Below are 15,745 nucleotides of genomic sequence, written 5' to 3' on the forward strand. Positions count from 1 at the left end.
TAAAGCTTCAAATAATATAAGTTTAGTTAGATCTACTTTCGCAAAAATAGTCAGTGCGGAATTTTGGAACCCTTGAACAGCCCAGGCTTTGTACTAGACTAAAATAAATAATTACAACGGAAGATAATATGAGTATTAAACCAGGTCCAAAACCTAAAGCTGACTCTACAGGTAAAACTGATAAGCGAAGACGTGTTACCCCAGAGAATAAAAGTAAACATCCTAGCCTTAAAAAACACGATCACAAAAAAGGTGAATGAGATTAAGGTAATTATTCGGCTTTAGAGCAAAAGACCCCAGCGTTTGTTGGAGTCTTTTTATTTAGCCTCTGCCTTTTCGGCAGTTAAAAGTCACAAGTTGTGGTTGTTTACTTCCTGGCCTAATTTCAGCTGCCTATTCGGCAGAAGATACACGTGTAGGAACTACACGACTATTTTCTAAATTTTCAGCTGCCTACTCGGCAGCTCACTATAAAAAGTAGTTTGAATTTTTATAAATAACAAACTGTTAAGTGACTTTTATATTTTTACACTTTACTTTTACCTAATCGTATAACTTATTAAAAGCATTATTAATATTCGATTGCTACTTTTTAAAGGGTATTCAAAGAAGGAACCGTGCCTTGAAATGTTTGATTTGTAGCAAAGCCATAATTGTTAAAGTGATTATTTATGGGTTCAGCTTTTTCAATTTTTTGTATATGAAGTATAAAATTATTCCCGTTTCCTTTGCTTGATACGGGTATTGAATGAAAATGGCCAATGGCTTTTTCCTCAAATTTATATTCAGGGTTGTAAACTTCGCCTCTGGCTTCAGCTCGTTTTTTAGCGCGTTTTAACCGTCTTTGCTTTTCGCCAACAAATGCTTTGGCTACTGATTGGTTGCGAATAAACATAACCTCATTTTGCTCTGTTGGTACTTCGAGTATTGTGGATAAGCCAAATAACTTGTCATGAGCCATCATCTCAACATAGCTTTGCTGAGATAAATTGGTTAATTGCTTTTTATCTGTCGATACAAACGCTATTTGATCACCTATCGTTTGCTCATTCCATTTAGGAAAACACACACCTATATTACTAATTTCACGCGAACTCATAAACCCATGCAATATACCGATACAACGCCCTGCAAGGAGGCTTACATCACAATTTTTAGGTAAATAAGTAATGGTAAAATAATAGCGCTTCAAGCTTTACTCCTTTGGAACAAGCCGCCTTTGATCAACACTGCCGCAATAAAGTGAACTGCATTTGATTCTTCACTTTGCTCTAGACCATGCTTTTTCATGTGCTTAATATACAAAGCAATACGCGGGAGTAATGAATAAAAGTCTGAATGGGTCTTAGGTGTTCTGTGTGCAACTAATATTTGCTTATCTGCACCATACTCGTGAGTGCGTAAAGGTTTGTAGCCTTCTTCGTACCAATCATCAATTGTTTGAATAGCAGCGCCTACTTTTTGTGAGTTTAAACTTGCTGCTTTTTTATCGCCGACTTGAGTATATGCAAGTTGCTTAGATGACATGCCCTGTTCAACAGTATCTACAAACTTTTGACTTGGGTGAACCTCTTGGCTAAATGCATTTTTAATTTTTGCGGTTATATCTAAATAACAATAATTTTGAGGGTTACTAAGCCCTTCTTGAATAACTTCTGATAATGTTATTAGTGCTGTTTGATTATTTTGCCAATTGCCCTGCCACTTTAGCTTTTGTATACCTTCAACGATGATCGGGGCTGCATGTTCAGTAAGTATTTCAATATCAACATTCGGTGATTGACGATTACGCCAAAGCCAGTTGCCCATCAGTATATTTTTAGCATAGCGCGTTGCAACTTCATTAAGGCCATTGTTCTTTTTATAGGTTTCGAAAAACCGTTTTAACCAATAAATAACTTTAGGGTCATCACATACATGTGGCTCATTACTATTAGCTTCAACCCTGAGTGAAAAACGACAAAATAGCTCATTTACAGTTGGAGGCACATAGCACACATCAATTGTTTGAGGGTTCCCAAAAGCGAGATCTTGTGGCGCTAAATTTTTAGCCACATTTTGCTTTTGATACGCATCGCCAAACCCTGACTTCTGCCCAACTAATTTATTTTGCTCTATTTGTAGCGGTTCAAAGTCAGACTCTGGTGTTTTATAAAAAAACACCGCTTTACTGGGTGAGAGCGAACGCGTGTAACTTAAGTGCCGAGGTAATTGCATTATTCATACTCAAACTTAGACTTTTTCATAAGCATAGACTCTTTTTGAACATCCATAACCCAAAATGCATCATGAAAGAACTGCTTAGCCCCTGCGTACTTTACTGATGTATTACTAACACACTCAAGCAGCCCAATTACGGGCTCAGCATAACAATGGTATTCATGTAATGATGCCTCTCGCTTTACGGGTTCTTCAAGCGCAGCAACACCAATTGCAGCGGGTCTTAAATTAAAATTACCGTTAAGGGCATCAATTAATTGTTCAAAGCTTTTAACTACTTTTTTTGAAGGGTATAACCAACTGCCATTTGACGATTTTGCTTTAAGGTTATTAAACAGCTCACTAGGCTTAGTATATAAACGGCACCAATCTATATTTTGATATAACGAAGGTGGATGCATAATCCCGCCTGCAAATGTAGACGGAAGCGCAGGCTTTATAAGTTGACTGTTTAATTTATTAAGCACCTCAATATTTGGTACAAAAAGTCTAAATACTAAATCGAGTGTTATGTCGCATTTAGGTTTATCGATAATTCCTGACCTTATTACATGACTACGCCCTGCAACTTGTTTTAACTTAGTTGGCTCAGGTAATGGTTTACCTGTATGTAGTTGATAGCTTTCAATGCAAATAGCACTGCCAATACACTTAATTGAAGGGTCTATAAAGTTTTTTAGCTTACGCTCAAAGTTATGAGCAAGCCCATTTAAAGCAGTAAGTGACGGCATCCCTTGAATATACGGGTTAGCCATTGCTTCGGCATCAAACACTCGCATATCTTGGCAATGTACATACACTATTTGCTCATCATTTAATGTTTCCTCTTCGGTTGCACAGTGAGTAAACACATAATTTAACTGCGTTTTAAACAGCCCCATTAAATTAGGGTGATATGCAAAGCGTTTGAGCTTACTTAAATTACCAAGGCTTTCATTTAGTATGTTACTAAATTGGCTAATACAGTTAGTAATACTCTGTTCTAAGTAATGCTTTGCCCACTCAGGGTAAGCTTGGTTTTGCGCATTATTTTTAGCTTCAAGAATATTATCAAGCCATAACTGCAAGCTAACACGTACTTGCCTAATAGCCGCTACTCGCGCTAATCGCTTTTGCCTTAACGTATTAAACTGCTTAATACCCACTAACACCAAAAGCGCCTGTTGAAATTGACTGCTTAATAGCGCACGAATTTTAAATGCTTTCTCAATATCATTATTGACTACTTTAAAGCGGTTAACAGCCTTTGAATTTGTTTTAGGAAAGTAACGCAAGGCTCTTATATTGCCACCTACTGAGCCTGCTAAATCGCCTACATTGGCTGGCCTTGAGTGCTCAATTAAACCAAAGTTTAACTTACGTTCTGTTGTTAATTGCTGAATTTTAGCTAGCATTGCATGGCTTACTACAGGCGTAATCGCAAGGTAGCTTTGCTGGAATGGCATTTGTAGTTGTGGTGAAAAAGAGCTTACTTCTAATGGGAGTTCTGCCACTGGCAACTGTTGTTTTATTTTAGCCGCGATGTCTAAAACCGCCTTTTTAGTAAACCCGTAGGCTCTTATTAAATTAATCCAAACAGGCTCTTCAGTTATTAATAACTTTGCTAAACAAGTCACTTCACCTTGCCAATTAAACGAGGTTAAAAATAACTTTGCATGATTAATTTCAGCACTGTTGTGCGACCAGCCAAAACTTAAAGGTAATGACCGGCTGCAAATACCCGCAATATCTTCACTTACAACCTCACTAATTAAACGTTGATGGCTTACGCGTATATCGGGGTATTTTAAGTTATGAGTATGAAACCATTTAACTTCGTTAATGCACTTACTCAGTAACACTTCATCGCGTAATACACTTTTAGCGGTTCTTGTACTTGTTAGATCATCAATTTCACTGCGCTTATAAACTAGGTTAATGAGTACAGTCAGCGCTTGTTCTTCAAATCCATCTACCGCAACATGAGGCGTGTATGGGGCAAACAACTTTCTTAGTATTGTGGTTTTTTCTTTTAATGATTCAATTTCAAATGCATCTTGTAAGTTCATAAATTACCACGGCGCTATAAATTGGTTTTTTGTTTGAGGCTTTTCAGCTGCAAATGCTTGCTGTAGTTCAATCACTTGGCGTAAATAAAATACATGGCTATCAGCTCTAATCTGTTCGTGCTTTTTTTGTGGGTAAGCACATGTTAAAAAGCCTTCTTGGTGAAGCCGATAAACTTGCTCTGTGGTGGTGTTTAATAATACTGCGGTATCAAAAGTACAAAGCAGTAAATCTGCAATATTTGGGTGTTTAGCTTTAGGGTTACTATCAACTAATTCGACAAAATAATTAATAATCTCATCAATTACTTTGTTTTTACGGTTACTTGTTGCAGCTATTTGACCATCACGAATCACATTGCCATAGACAGAGTTGAACTTAGTTTTATTAAAAGGGTTAAGTTGCTTGAGACGCGCATTATTTGTGAGTAAGTTTAATTCAGCGTTAAAGCCATCAGGCCAAGTACTAAAGTAATCAACAAAAGCGCAGTTAAAGTCAGCATCGCTTACATCAAGTTGCTTAACCTTCGCAAACCAGGATATTAACCCGACTATTTTATGGCTGTTATTACTTGCAAGCGCAAGTGCAATTTTAAAGTCTGCATCGTTTAACTGTTTACTATTGGTTAGTTTACAACCACAACTGCACTCTAAAAACGCCTCAGAAGCTCTATAATCAATTAATTTATAGCATTCCCTACATTGTGAGGTTAATTGTGTTTTATGCTTATGACACGCTTTATAGGGCTTTAAATGCCAGTAAAAAGGAACATAAGAAGATTCAGACAAGCATTCAATGCAAACAGGTATGTTATCAGTATGAAGTAGCTCAAGGGGAGTTGTTAGTTCATTTCGGCTTACTGCTGCTAAGTTGCCAAATTTAAAGTTACTGCGCCGCCATGCAAGTCCAAGAATATCACCAGCGTTAACATCTGCTAATTGAGCTACCAACTTAAGGGCTCTTATTCTAAAGCTGCTCGCTTGCCTAGCATGATAAACATCAACCTTGCTAAGCTCTAACGGCAACGCACCTTCAAGCTCATGATCTTGCTCTGCAAGCCATTGCCACAAAATATCAGCAAGCTCACTATAGCCATCATATGAGTTATCCCTTGCAAGCCTTAGCAAATAGCTTTCAAGCGCCTCTTCAGGATAAGGTTTTGTTTGAACTAAAAAATGCATCGCCAACCTAAACTAAGAAAATCTTAGTTTAGGTTTAGGCTAAATAAATTAGATAGTCAAAAATAATTATCGTTAAATCATTCGTACTTCACAAAAGTACAATATCTGATACTGTAGAGAGCGTTACGGCATTTCTAATGGATGTATTAATAGCCAGTAACATAATAAAAAACTCAAATTTAAAAATACAAAGCTAACTTATAAGGAGATTCTTATGGCTTGTAATTGCTGTGGCAAAGCTTTAAATAGCGGCATGGTTCAAAAGAAAGATTCATCAACCGGTCAAAAGTTTAAATCATGCCCTCATTGTTCAGACGCTAATAGTTCTGAACATATATTCCATCCATATCCGGCTTCTTTTGGAATTACTCCTGCTCGCAAAACGGCCCGCAACCCTGATGGGTATCAAAGCTATTGCATTGATTGTCGACGATTAAAAAAGGGCGTTGCTTCGAAAGCTTTTCACAATGGCCGCTTGTGCAGCACACTTTAACTAAAGAGATTTAATGCAAGTATTTAAAGATGATGCGGTAAATTGGTTATCAACACTTTCAACCGAAAGTGTTGATCTTTTAATTACTGACCCACCCTACGAATCATTAGAAAAATATCGAAAAATAGGAACAACCACTCGCCTAAAAGTAAGTAAATCGTCAAGTAATCAATGGTTCGACATATTTCCAAATAATCGCTTTGAAGATCTACTAATAGAAATATACAGAGTGCTGAAAAAAGGTTCGCATTTTTATCTATTCTGCGATCAGGAAACAATGTTTTATATTAAGCCAATAGCTGAAAACGTAGGTTTCAAGTTTTGGAAGCCAATAATTTGGGATAAAGTGACTATTGGAATGGGCTATCATTACAGAGCTAGACACGAATATATTCTTTTTTTCGAGAAAGGTAAGCGCAAGTTAAATGATCTAAGCGTTCCAGATATCCTCACATGTAAAAGAGTATACAGGGGCTACCCTACTGAAAAGCCAGTTAAGTTAATTGAAACACTCATCTCGCAAAGCAGTAATGAAAATGAACTCGTCGTCGACCCTTTTTTTGGCTCAGGAGCTACTTTAGTAGCAGCCAATAACTTAAATCGACAAGCTATCGGATGTGATATCTCTGAGTCTGCCCATTTACATTTTAAAACGAGAATCTAAATACTAGTTAACAAGCGAGCTATAAGCCAAGTACTAAATATTTATAACTCACTAACTAAAATAAGCTTTATCAATAAAACTTCAATATTAAGGTATGGATTGTGGAACTTATCCAACATATTAAAAATTTTTTCCCAAGTACTCAGCGATCCAAAATAACTGGTTTTGAAACCCTAAAATTAAACTATAGTTCAGACGGGTCATTAAAAAACTTGACTGAAACTTTTGGATGGCCACCTAATTTATTCATAATATTATATACGCTGCTTGATTATACTGATAAATATAGATTATTAGTTGCTCCACAAAGTCACTTCAAATGGGATGATAAATTAAAGTTAGAAGCTGAAAATGCGGCCACAGAGTGGAATTATTTTTTAGAAAAAGAAAAATTACCTAATAAGTCAAATATTAAGATACATCTTAATAATATTTTCAAATCAATAAATATGAAAAAGTGTATTTACGATTTACTAAACCAAACCGAGTTTTGCCAATCAACTTTCATTCTGGTCTTATCAATTGATAATGTATTTAGGGCAAAGAACATTCGAAGAAATGAATTGAGCGATATAACACCAGCTGAAGTGGCTTCCAACATGAGAGCTTTTATGCATATGATTAATTCTGAGGGTAGCTTGAACCTAGACTTAGACTTAGACAATCAAGGTAAAGACATAAATTTGGCTGATAATAATACAAAATACGGTTTTATAGCTTATAAAGGATTAGTTCCTCAATCTGGATTAACTATTAACAATTTATGCCAAAATCTAACATATTTAAAGCCAAATGTGGCCCCAGAAATCATCTATAGTTTCGATGCAGATAATAAATTCGATAGTTCATCATACAACGTTCTTTTCATTCCTTGGCCTCTTAAAGTGGAAGATGAATCATTTAAAATATCTAGTATTCGTCCAATTGAAACAAACCGTTTTTTTGATTTCTTTGACTACGAGCCTAATGAACCTATTTTTAATGAGGTCATGAGGATGGTACGTTCAGCCATTATTTCTACAATAAAAAGACTTGGCTCTATTGATTTAATAGTATTCCCTGAATGCGCTTTTTCTACCAAAACATTTAATAAACTAAAAGAGAAAATTTATGAACACTTTGGGGAAGATGCTCCGTCGATTCTTAGTGGCGTTTATGGTAAAGACGAAGATGGAGGTATAAATACAGCCTCTTTGGCATTTACTGGAATTGGTGATGGGTATGATACGATAAATCAAAAAAAACATCACAGGTGGTATTTAGATAGAGATCAAATTAGAGCGTACAACCTTGCGGCTCGATTAGACCCAGGGAAAAAATGGTGGGAAAATATTGACATCTCGAGGAGAAAATTAGCTGTTCTTACGACTCCTGATGGAATAAAATTGTGTCCATTGGTTTGTGAAGATTTAGCCAGACAAGAGCCTGTGGCACAAGCAGTTAGAGCCATTGGGCCAAATTTTGTAGTTAGTTTACTTTTAGATGGGCCGCAGCTAAAAGCTCGGTGGCCGGGTAAGTATGCAACGGTGCTATCAGATGACCCAGGCTCATCTGTACTGACGGTTACGCCTCTTGGCATGACATTAAAGTCAACAGGATTAGGAGATCCTCCTAGTCGTGTAGTAGCTTTGTGGAGTGAGCAAGGTAAGTCAGCTGAAGAAATCTCTATCGGAGAAGATGGGATCGGAATTGCTCTGGAATTAAAAGTAGAAAAAACGACTAACTGGTCACTTTTTGGAACTAAGCAAGAAAAAATCATTCTAAAGAAAATGTTTCATTCAACTATAATTGATCAATATAAAGATTCAAATAGTAATAATCTAAGAACCGTTCTTGAAAAGCTATTAAAAGATGGGGGTTACAACATATGAACTTGTCACTGAAAGAGAAACAACAATTACGCTCAGTTATTGAGCTGATAGTACAAAACCCAGATCTAGCTAAAAAACTATTTATAGATATAGAAACAATAAATGCATCCAAAAAATTAGGTGCTTTAGAAGAGATAGCTCCGCTGATAAGACTAGTCTACAATTATGAAAGCTCTATAACAAAACCGAATTACATTCATTCAATTAAAAATATTACAAATAGCTTAACTAATCATGATGTCAAAAAACTTGTACTTTCAACACTTAATGCTCAAGAAATAAGTTCAAGAAATTTGAGTGCGCACCTGTAAAATTTGGAAAGAGGAAGATTCAAAATATTATCTTCCTCTTTCAATTACTGCTCCTAAATGCTGTAATATTTCATTTCGTTTAGTCGCATCTACTTTGCTCAGAGCACAAATTAGCTCAGCTAGATCATCTTCTTCACAATAAAAATAAGCTACTGGCACACCTAGCTCTTTAGCGATGCGTTTCATGGTTAAAAAATCAGGGGCATGTTTGCCTTTTTCGTATTGGTTCATGCGAGCACTAGCCGTATTTGGCTCCATGCCTAATGCCATACCAAGCTGTTGCTGAGTAAGGCCAGCTGCTTTTCTTGCAGATTTTAGGCGTGAAGGTGTTGGAGTTTCCATGTGAACCTTAGCTATAAAAAACATCTTGCTAAGATTCTCTTAGTATCTAACCCATAAGTGTACTAAGGATATTTTAGTTTTTAAATATACACTTAATTAGTAATGTCTTAAACTATACATTTATGAGTTAAAAGGGATTTTATGCTTGTTTTTGCTAGCGATGCTTCGGGTAAGATTGTTTCAATAAATAATGTCAAAAATGGTAAAGCATGTAATTGCTTTTGTATCGCATGTAATGACCCTTTAGTCGCACGCAATGGCGGCAAAATAAAAGCTCACTCATTTGCTCATACGACTAAAGAAGAGTCTAGAACATGCTTAATGACCGCTTTGCATCGGTACGCTCAAGAATATTTTTTAACGGCTAAAACAATAAACCTTCCAGAAATTACTATTTATCATCGAGGTTACAGTAAAACTGAACCTAGTAGAAAAGCTTTAATTAACTCTGCAAAACTTGAATATAGCATTCATAACAAATACATCGCCGATGTGAAGTTAGAAACTGATGTCGGTGATTTATTAGTTGAAATTAAGGTAACATCGCCTTGCTCAGCAGAGAAAATTAACTTTTATCGTGAAGAAAAGCTCGCTTCCTTAGAGTATGATTTATCAGTTTATATTGATTCGGATTATGCTGATGTAAATTGTGCTCTTAAGCATAATGATGATACGTCTAATTGGTTATTTGGTTGGTGTGAGGATCAATTAAGAGAAGAGATTAATCAAAAAGTTGAACTCAACCAAATAGAAATGAATAAAAAAATTCGACAACAAATTGAAGAGTCAAGAAAACAAGCTCTACGTAAATTTGATAACTTAAAAAAGCGACAACGATTAAAAATACCCAGCCACAACATTGGATTTAACCATAATATCAATGGTAAAAATTACGATTTATCTGCCCAAGTAGTAAAAAGTAAAAGTATACATTTTAAAGAAGTTTTACTTGAAGCAGAGCATGAACATTTTTTACTATTGAAATGCGTAGCTCTTAATAACTCTAATCAAGAACGAGTGTTAAATGTTGCCCTTTTATTTCAACACGATACCCCCGATATCCTCAAAAAAGACTCAGGCCAAATCATCGTAGGTCGAATAAAAAAATCAAAACGATTTAAGTTCGAATGGCTTAACTTTACACCACCAGACTCAGCTTTAGAAAGAGCCAAATTTATAGCAATTGCTGAAAAAGAAGAACAACTAAAAAAATATAAGTTTATAGATCATGTAACAAACTATGCTGAAGTTTATACATTAGAACAAGATAGATATTTTTCAAATGATTACCCAAAATGGAAAATTTGGCTTGCTTCACAAAGCGATATGGCTTCAAACGAAAATTTTAATGTTAAAAACCCTAAGTATCCAGCTTTATTAAAAAAAAATAACACACACCCTCAACTTTGGATGTTTGATCGCTGGTATATATTAATATTTAGTAAGTTAGCAGAGTTTATTGATAGCTACCCAATCAATACCCCCATAGATACAAAATACATATTTGAGCTACTAAAAAATGAATTTCCACTTTCCTATAATTACAACCTCTTTGTCGAGCAAGCAGAGAAAATGAATGTTTCATATAAATTAGAGCACTTGCTGAAACCTGAAAGCATTATAAATACTTGCTTATCTTTTTTTGAGGAGACACTTGCTGTTGAAAAAATCTCTGGTGTTTTTTTTAGAAATTACAACTTGAGATTGCAAATGTCCCCTGCAATCAAATAAATTAAGTACCGGAAGGTTGCAGCCCTAATACTTCGAATGTATTTTTAAGCTCTAAAATGGCGTAGCCAGGGTCTATGCCCCAATTAAAAAAGCCGTCATTTATTGTTTTGTCCCAACTATCCTGATCTTCTTTAGGAATAAATTCAGCGGTATTAACATCACAATCTTTAGCTAAAACGACCATTAGAACTTCATGAACCGAAGGTCTATTATGACCTTCAGGATATGGGTTAACTTTCTTTATTCCTAAGATATTAGCAATCTCTTTAGCATCATACTTAGAGTTACTTATTTCATTGGCTAAATCGGGCTTGAAACAATAAATGATAACTGCCAATGTTTTTAATAGTGTATACCCTAAATAGCCACTTCTTGGAAATGCATTTTTGTCTGTTAAAACTTGTAAAACCTCTAAATACCTAACAAGCGTTTCGACTTCTCGTAAGGACAACTCTAAATTAATAATTATAGATTCAATAAATTGTTTTGATACAGAGGAGTAAGTATCACTTCGTATATTCTGATTCCTTTGTATCAATTGCTCAAATAGAGACATTGAAGCAAAAATAGGTTCAAACCTATTTGGCATTGTTTTATTGCTAAGTTTAATAGTAAATTTTAAAAATTTATCTAAATATCTTTGAGAGTCAACATCAACACCATAGCAATGATTTATTGATGCTCTCAATTGTTGGGAGTTAGTAATCAATACAAATTGAACATTGTCGATATCAAATACGTGTTTAATAAGCTCTAGAACATCTACAGCAAAGCTAGGCTTACACCTATCTAGCTCATCAACAAAAAACACTATAGCTTTTTCTTCTGCTACTTTGGATATCGCATCTTTAAGGGAAGTTAGATTTTTTTCAGCTTGTACCTGATCTCTTATAATTGACTCAACTGTAGCATCAATGGCTTTATCCGCGGCTTTTTGAATATCTTTGTCATAGTCATCGGCGACACTAGCAAAATCTTGCCTAAGAATATGTCCAACAAAAGCTTTTCCTCCTGTTTTAAGTCCAAACTTTGTAGCTGGTATAATCTTTTTAATAAAGCCTGGCTGCTCTTTTTCTGGCAGTAACTTAATTATCTCTGATAGAAGCGTGACAAGTGGTTCACCTACATGATCAGCTTTAAATGCATCTACATAGATTAAATGGTGAGTATCCTTTAATTTGAATAAATTAATTGTTTTTTGACAAAATTCAGATTTCCCCGTTCCCCAACTGCCATCAAGCATCATAGGAGATATATCCAAAGATGAACTCAAAAGTTTAATCATGTTTTCTGCTACAGGCTTACGATGAAACTCATCACGACTTTCAAATGTGTTGTTCATATTTTCCCTAATAATTTAATTTTTTAATATTCGAATAATAGTAATCTAGATTCATGACTCCGTATAACCTATTTCCTCAACAACTGACTTATCGGCATCCGTTCGGTAAACTTAGTTGCTATAAATGGGTCTTCGTCTTGGGCGCTTTCAGGTTTGTATAGTGAATAGCGCTCAACTTCGCTTGCTGTAATTTCTGTAACCGGCAAGGTAAATAGGTTTGGTACATCAGGAAATAATACTTCAAATGCTTTAACCAAGTGTGTAGTCGTAAGGGTTTTCGCGTTGTCTACTAAAGCGTAGAGTACGGCATCATCTAAAAAATATTTGAGCGTTCTAAAGCAGCCTTTTGATAGTGAGAACAAAGCAAATACTGTTGCTTGCTCACTTAGATTTGGCTTTTCGGTGAATGGCATACGGTTGGCTAGGCCAATTATTAACTGCACAAAATGCTTTGGATTTTCTGACAATTTAAAATAAGGCAGCTGCCGCCTTACTAATAAACGCGATGACCACTGCGGTTCGTCTGCTATTTTTGCTGCCCACGGCATTCCTACCAATACAATTGATACACCCGCTTCGTCGTTAATATATTTTAATCGGTTGGCAATCTCGCGGCGCTTTTTACCTTGGTTGTGCTCAATTAGCTCTTGAAACTCATCAATAATTATAAGCTCTGTACCACATGTTTTTAGGCATTTTATTAATGATGTCGTTAACCGAGTGCCGTTTACTCGTAGCTTGCGCTCTGTACTACCTACTTGTCCTAAGTCTTTAAGAAGCTCAGCTAAAGTAGATTCTAGTGTCGGATTGCTAGGTATGCGGCTTACTAATACAGGATGGTTCATAACACCATTAATAAATTGCGGTAAGTGACGTTCTTTATATTGCTTGATCAATGCTGTTTTACCTGTGCCTGTATCGCCATTTAAAAGCATGCAGGGCTTTTCGCCCGCTAACCCTTTACCAAGTCTTAATCTGTCGAAGTCGTTAAATACCGTGCTTATTATTGGGTATTCAATAAATACATCACGAAACTCATTAAGCTTTTCTTTTTGTTTATCGGTCAGCATAATTAAAATCCATCTAGATCTGAGATAAAGTCATCCCAACTATCAGCTGGTTGCTCTTTAGGTGTAGCCTTTTTAACCTCTACGTGTTTGCTCTGCGTGATTGATTTTTGTGAGTCACTATTTACATTTTGATGCTTAGCTAACGCTTTACCCCCTTTTACCTTTGAGTTTTTTGGCGCACTTTTTAACTCTTCAAACTCGCTTTGAATTTTATTATGAATAAACATGCGCGCTTTTGCTAAGCCTACATTATCGATAGAGCCCGAAATAAAATCGCGATGAATACGTATATTTATTTTATGCTGATTCAAACTTAAATTTTGGGTGTAACCGTTTGGATCTATGCATGGCACTTTTATGTAATGCTCTAGCTTATCGAGGTACACATATATATAAGAAATATCATCGGGGTTTAATTTAATTAAAACTTCTTGAGATACTTTATGGCTAAATTGCTTTCTATAATTGGCCAGTTCAGTACTGTCGTAGCTTAAGTTTTCTAGCCGTATTCCGCCTTTACGAAGCACCCGATGATTTGAAATACTGAGCACAACATCTAGTTGTTGGAGGTCATCATTACTCAGCATTGTTGGTGGTAACGTACTAAAGCCTTGCTCCCATAGCTGGCTAGGTATGTACTTGAAGCGGCTGTCGGCATCTTGATGGTAAACGTCTACTACCCATTTATGAAATAACTGCATAAAGGTCGTAAAGCGCATGATTGCATCCTTTTTGGGATTGTATTCATGCTTTTGTAAAATGTTAGAAAAGGTTTTACCAGGAACAGGGTCTAATAATTCAGTATTAATTGTACCGAACATGCGTTCTACAAAGGGTTTTAACCAAGGCTTTGCAACAGGGTTATATTGAGTATTAATGCCTATTTCTTCACAAGCAAGTTCAAGGCTGTTACTCCAAAATTCAGCGCCATTATCAACAACGAGTGTTTCAATTTTGCCAGCACACTTCCACTCATTAATCGTATCGGGGTATAGTTTTGCCACTTCATTTTTAGGTTTCATGGCATTTAGCATTGCTCGCCTCACTGCATCATAGCTAGGCTCACTGAAGCTAAAGTAATAGCCAACAATACAATGGCTATACACATCGACTAACATGGTGAGTGTTGGCCGACCAAGTGGGATATGCAGCTCATCATCTAATAGAATAAGATCAAGGGGTGTATGATCAATTTCAACTTTTTCGAGTACACGAGTAGGCCGTGTATGCCCTTCTACTTTATTAAAAGCAATATCAGCAAGGCGCTTACCATAACGAGCAATCATCACTTCGTATTGCGGTAAGCTATCTATTCTGTTTTTAAACGCTTTGTATGTTAAAGGCTTTAAATCACTACCAACAACACTGTCGTTTTCAATAATAACTAAATCTGCATAATACTTATAAGCCGAAGCCACTGATGGTTTTTCTTTTACTAAGTAACGCTCAAGTGCCTTTTCAAAAAACTTATCAGTTGCTGTCTCGCGCTCCCTGTTCCCCTTTTTTTGGTGGCTTGGTATTAACGCCATTATATTTTTATCTGCATTGGTATAAGCGCTATACCATCGTGCAGCTGTTCTCCAGCTAGGCTTTTTTTCTCCCTCAACTTCAGGCATTACTTTCAGTAAAGGCTCAAGGTTTTTTTGTGTCCAACCGCCTTGAATATTAGCCTCAAGCCATTGAATATATTTAAGCTTAGCAAATGTTGTTGTTTTAATTTTTTCAGGAAGGGCTTGTAAATCTTTGGCGTAATTTTGAGGTAGTTTGGTCTCTACTTTTGGTAATGGCTGATTAAATTCATCTTCAAACAAACCGTCATTAAACATTGTTAGACCAAATTGCTGTTTCTATTGATATTTCATTTGTAGTTAAGTCGGCAAATAACTGCCCTAATGATAATAAGCGTAGCACAGTAGCAAGTAGCTCACCGGCAGCTACTTTTAAAAAGTTAACTAACTGCCCCACTTTAATAGAGCCGTATTGCTTAACAAGTTCTAACACCGATGCTTGCAGCTCTGTTAAAGACTGAAAACCAGAGTAGCGATGTAAAAGCTTTAAGTTATTGAGTGTTGGGTATACACGGATTTGTTTATCTGTAACCAGTATTAAATCACGTCCATCTTGTTTTGCTATGGCTTGCTTTTCAATAAAACGTGCACGAAAGTCTTCGTCGGCAATTTTGCTTTGTGGTTTTACTTCGATAAATTTTTGCGTGCCGTCTGTGTGGGTAAGTAAAAAGTCAGGTGTGTAACGGCAAGTACGGTTATCAAACTCATATTCGTAACCTAGTGGTTGTGCTTCAAATGCGGCTATTGATGTTGAAAATTCAAAATGGAAACACGCATCAAACTCTAAAGAGGATTCAACTAAACAGGTAGATTTATTTTTTTGACTAGCAAATTTATGGAGGTTTTTTACACGGGAGTGTTTTAGTTTTCTTCTGTACATGTGAGTCAGCCATCTAACCATTTGGT

15 protein-coding genes are annotated in these 15,745 nt (G+C 36.0%); 6 read left to right on the plus strand and 9 right to left on the minus strand.

Going from position 1 to position 15,745, the window contains the following annotated elements; all coding sequences use genetic code 11:
• The first annotated feature begins 128 nt into the window (after nucleotides 1-128).
• Complete coding sequence (locus I6F49_RS20460; RefSeq protein ID WP_267135521.1) at nucleotides 129-260, plus strand: hypothetical protein; 132 nt, start codon at nucleotides 129-131, stop codon at nucleotides 258-260.
• 332 nt (nucleotides 261-592) lie between these two features.
• Here the strand turns inward: I6F49_RS20460 and cas6f are convergent, their stop codons facing one another.
• The 4 genes from cas6f to I6F49_RS03825 are packed head-to-tail and all read right to left on the minus strand — an operon-like array spanning nucleotide 593 to nucleotide 5,447.
• A complete protein-coding gene (cas6f, locus tag I6F49_RS03810; protein WP_197178533.1) occupies nucleotides 593-1,192 on the minus strand; it encodes a type I-F CRISPR-associated endoribonuclease Cas6/Csy4 in 600 nt (199 codons plus the stop codon).
• On the minus strand, nucleotides 1,189-2,217 hold the full coding sequence (gene csy3, locus I6F49_RS03815; protein WP_197178534.1) for a type I-F CRISPR-associated protein Csy3: 1,029 nt from the start codon (nucleotides 2,215-2,217) through the stop codon (nucleotides 1,189-1,191). Before csy3 ends, cas6f begins: the two co-directional genes overlap by 4 nt.
• Nucleotides 2,217-4,268: a type I-F CRISPR-associated protein Csy2 gene (locus tag I6F49_RS03820; RefSeq protein ID WP_197178536.1), complete on the minus strand. Its 2,052-nt coding sequence runs from the start codon at nucleotides 4,266-4,268 to the stop codon at nucleotides 2,217-2,219. Before I6F49_RS03820 ends, csy3 begins: the two co-directional genes overlap by 1 nt.
• A gap of 3 nt (nucleotides 4,269-4,271) precedes the next feature.
• Entirely contained in the window at nucleotides 4,272-5,447 is a 1,176-nt protein-coding gene (locus I6F49_RS03825) for a TniQ family protein (RefSeq protein ID WP_197178538.1), read from the minus strand.
• A 214-nt stretch (nucleotides 5,448-5,661) separates the two neighbouring features.
• Between I6F49_RS03825 and I6F49_RS03830 the strand changes: the two genes are divergently transcribed.
• From I6F49_RS03830 to I6F49_RS03845, 4 genes are all read left to right on the plus strand, one after another.
• Nucleotides 5,662-5,940, plus strand: coding sequence for a hypothetical protein (locus I6F49_RS03830; RefSeq protein ID WP_024590745.1), 279 nt, complete (start codon nucleotides 5,662-5,664; stop codon nucleotides 5,938-5,940).
• 13 nt (nucleotides 5,941-5,953) lie between these two features.
• A complete protein-coding gene (locus I6F49_RS03835; protein ID WP_197142378.1) occupies nucleotides 5,954-6,604 on the plus strand; it encodes a DNA-methyltransferase in 651 nt (216 codons plus the stop codon).
• A 101-nt stretch (nucleotides 6,605-6,705) separates the two neighbouring features.
• Nucleotides 6,706-8,475, plus strand: coding sequence for a hypothetical protein (locus I6F49_RS03840; RefSeq protein ID WP_197178540.1), 1,770 nt, complete (start codon nucleotides 6,706-6,708; stop codon nucleotides 8,473-8,475).
• Nucleotides 8,472-8,786, plus strand: a complete 315-nt coding sequence (locus tag I6F49_RS03845) for a hypothetical protein (RefSeq protein WP_197142601.1) — start codon at nucleotides 8,472-8,474, stop codon at nucleotides 8,784-8,786. Before I6F49_RS03840 ends, I6F49_RS03845 begins: the two co-directional genes overlap by 4 nt.
• A 27-nt stretch (nucleotides 8,787-8,813) precedes the next feature.
• Here the strand turns inward: I6F49_RS03845 and I6F49_RS03850 are convergent, their stop codons facing one another.
• Nucleotides 8,814-9,128 (minus strand): helix-turn-helix domain-containing protein, encoded by a 315-nt coding sequence (locus tag I6F49_RS03850; RefSeq protein WP_197142603.1) that lies wholly within the window; start codon nucleotides 9,126-9,128, stop codon nucleotides 8,814-8,816.
• Nucleotides 9,129-9,269: 141 nt separating this feature from the next.
• On the opposite strand from I6F49_RS03850, the gene I6F49_RS03855 reads away from it, so the two are divergent.
• Entirely contained in the window at nucleotides 9,270-10,859 is a 1,590-nt protein-coding gene (locus tag I6F49_RS03855; protein WP_197142605.1) for a hypothetical protein, read from the plus strand.
• 1 nt (nucleotide 10,860) lies between these two features.
• Here the strand turns inward: I6F49_RS03855 and I6F49_RS03860 are convergent, their stop codons facing one another.
• From I6F49_RS03860 to I6F49_RS03875, 4 genes are all read right to left on the minus strand, one after another.
• Nucleotides 10,861-12,201, minus strand: coding sequence for a KAP family P-loop NTPase fold protein (locus I6F49_RS03860; RefSeq protein WP_197178542.1), 1,341 nt, complete (start codon nucleotides 12,199-12,201; stop codon nucleotides 10,861-10,863).
• Between the two features lie 68 nt (nucleotides 12,202-12,269).
• Complete coding sequence (locus I6F49_RS03865; protein WP_197142609.1) at nucleotides 12,270-13,271, minus strand: TniB family NTP-binding protein; 1,002 nt, start codon at nucleotides 13,269-13,271, stop codon at nucleotides 12,270-12,272.
• 2 nt (nucleotides 13,272-13,273) lie between these two features.
• Complete coding sequence (locus I6F49_RS03870; RefSeq protein ID WP_197178544.1) at nucleotides 13,274-15,097, minus strand: Mu transposase C-terminal domain-containing protein; 1,824 nt, start codon at nucleotides 15,095-15,097, stop codon at nucleotides 13,274-13,276.
• On the minus strand, nucleotides 15,090-15,719 hold the full coding sequence (locus I6F49_RS03875) for a TnsA endonuclease N-terminal domain-containing protein (protein WP_197178546.1): 630 nt from the start codon (nucleotides 15,717-15,719) through the stop codon (nucleotides 15,090-15,092). Before I6F49_RS03875 ends, I6F49_RS03870 begins: the two co-directional genes overlap by 8 nt.
• Nucleotides 15,720-15,745 lie beyond the last annotated feature (26 nt).

Source organism: Pseudoalteromonas sp. SWN166, assembly GCF_015864485.1.
Taxonomy (GTDB): domain Bacteria; phylum Pseudomonadota; class Gammaproteobacteria; order Enterobacterales; family Alteromonadaceae; genus Pseudoalteromonas.

Excerpts from the sequence above, each read along its gene's own strand:
- I6F49_RS20460 (WP_267135521.1), top strand. The coding sequence starts at position 129 with ATGAGTATTAAACCAGGTCCAAAACCTAAAGCTGACTCTACAGGTAAA.
- csy3 (WP_197178534.1), bottom strand. The coding sequence starts at position 2,217 with ATGCAATTACCTCGGCACTTAAGTTACACGCGTTCGCTCTCACCCAGT.
- I6F49_RS03820 (WP_197178536.1), bottom strand. The coding sequence starts at position 4,268 with ATGAACTTACAAGATGCATTTGAAATTGAATCATTAAAAGAAAAAACC.
- I6F49_RS03825 (WP_197178538.1), bottom strand. The coding sequence starts at position 5,447 with ATGCATTTTTTAGTTCAAACAAAACCTTATCCTGAAGAGGCGCTTGAA.
- I6F49_RS03830 (WP_024590745.1), top strand. The coding sequence starts at position 5,662 with ATGGCTTGTAATTGCTGTGGCAAAGCTTTAAATAGCGGCATGGTTCAA.
- I6F49_RS03835 (WP_197142378.1), top strand. The coding sequence starts at position 5,954 with ATGCAAGTATTTAAAGATGATGCGGTAAATTGGTTATCAACACTTTCA.
- I6F49_RS03845 (WP_197142601.1), top strand. The coding sequence starts at position 8,472 with ATGAACTTGTCACTGAAAGAGAAACAACAATTACGCTCAGTTATTGAG.
- I6F49_RS03850 (WP_197142603.1), bottom strand. The coding sequence starts at position 9,128 with ATGGAAACTCCAACACCTTCACGCCTAAAATCTGCAAGAAAAGCAGCT.
- I6F49_RS03855 (WP_197142605.1), top strand. The coding sequence starts at position 9,270 with ATGCTTGTTTTTGCTAGCGATGCTTCGGGTAAGATTGTTTCAATAAAT.
- I6F49_RS03860 (WP_197178542.1), bottom strand. The coding sequence starts at position 12,201 with ATGAACAACACATTTGAAAGTCGTGATGAGTTTCATCGTAAGCCTGTA.
- I6F49_RS03865 (WP_197142609.1), bottom strand. The coding sequence starts at position 13,271 with ATGCTGACCGATAAACAAAAAGAAAAGCTTAATGAGTTTCGTGATGTA.
- I6F49_RS03870 (WP_197178544.1), bottom strand. The coding sequence starts at position 15,097 with ATGTTTAATGACGGTTTGTTTGAAGATGAATTTAATCAGCCATTACCA.
- I6F49_RS03875 (WP_197178546.1), bottom strand. The coding sequence starts at position 15,719 with ATGTACAGAAGAAAACTAAAACACTCCCGTGTAAAAAACCTCCATAAA.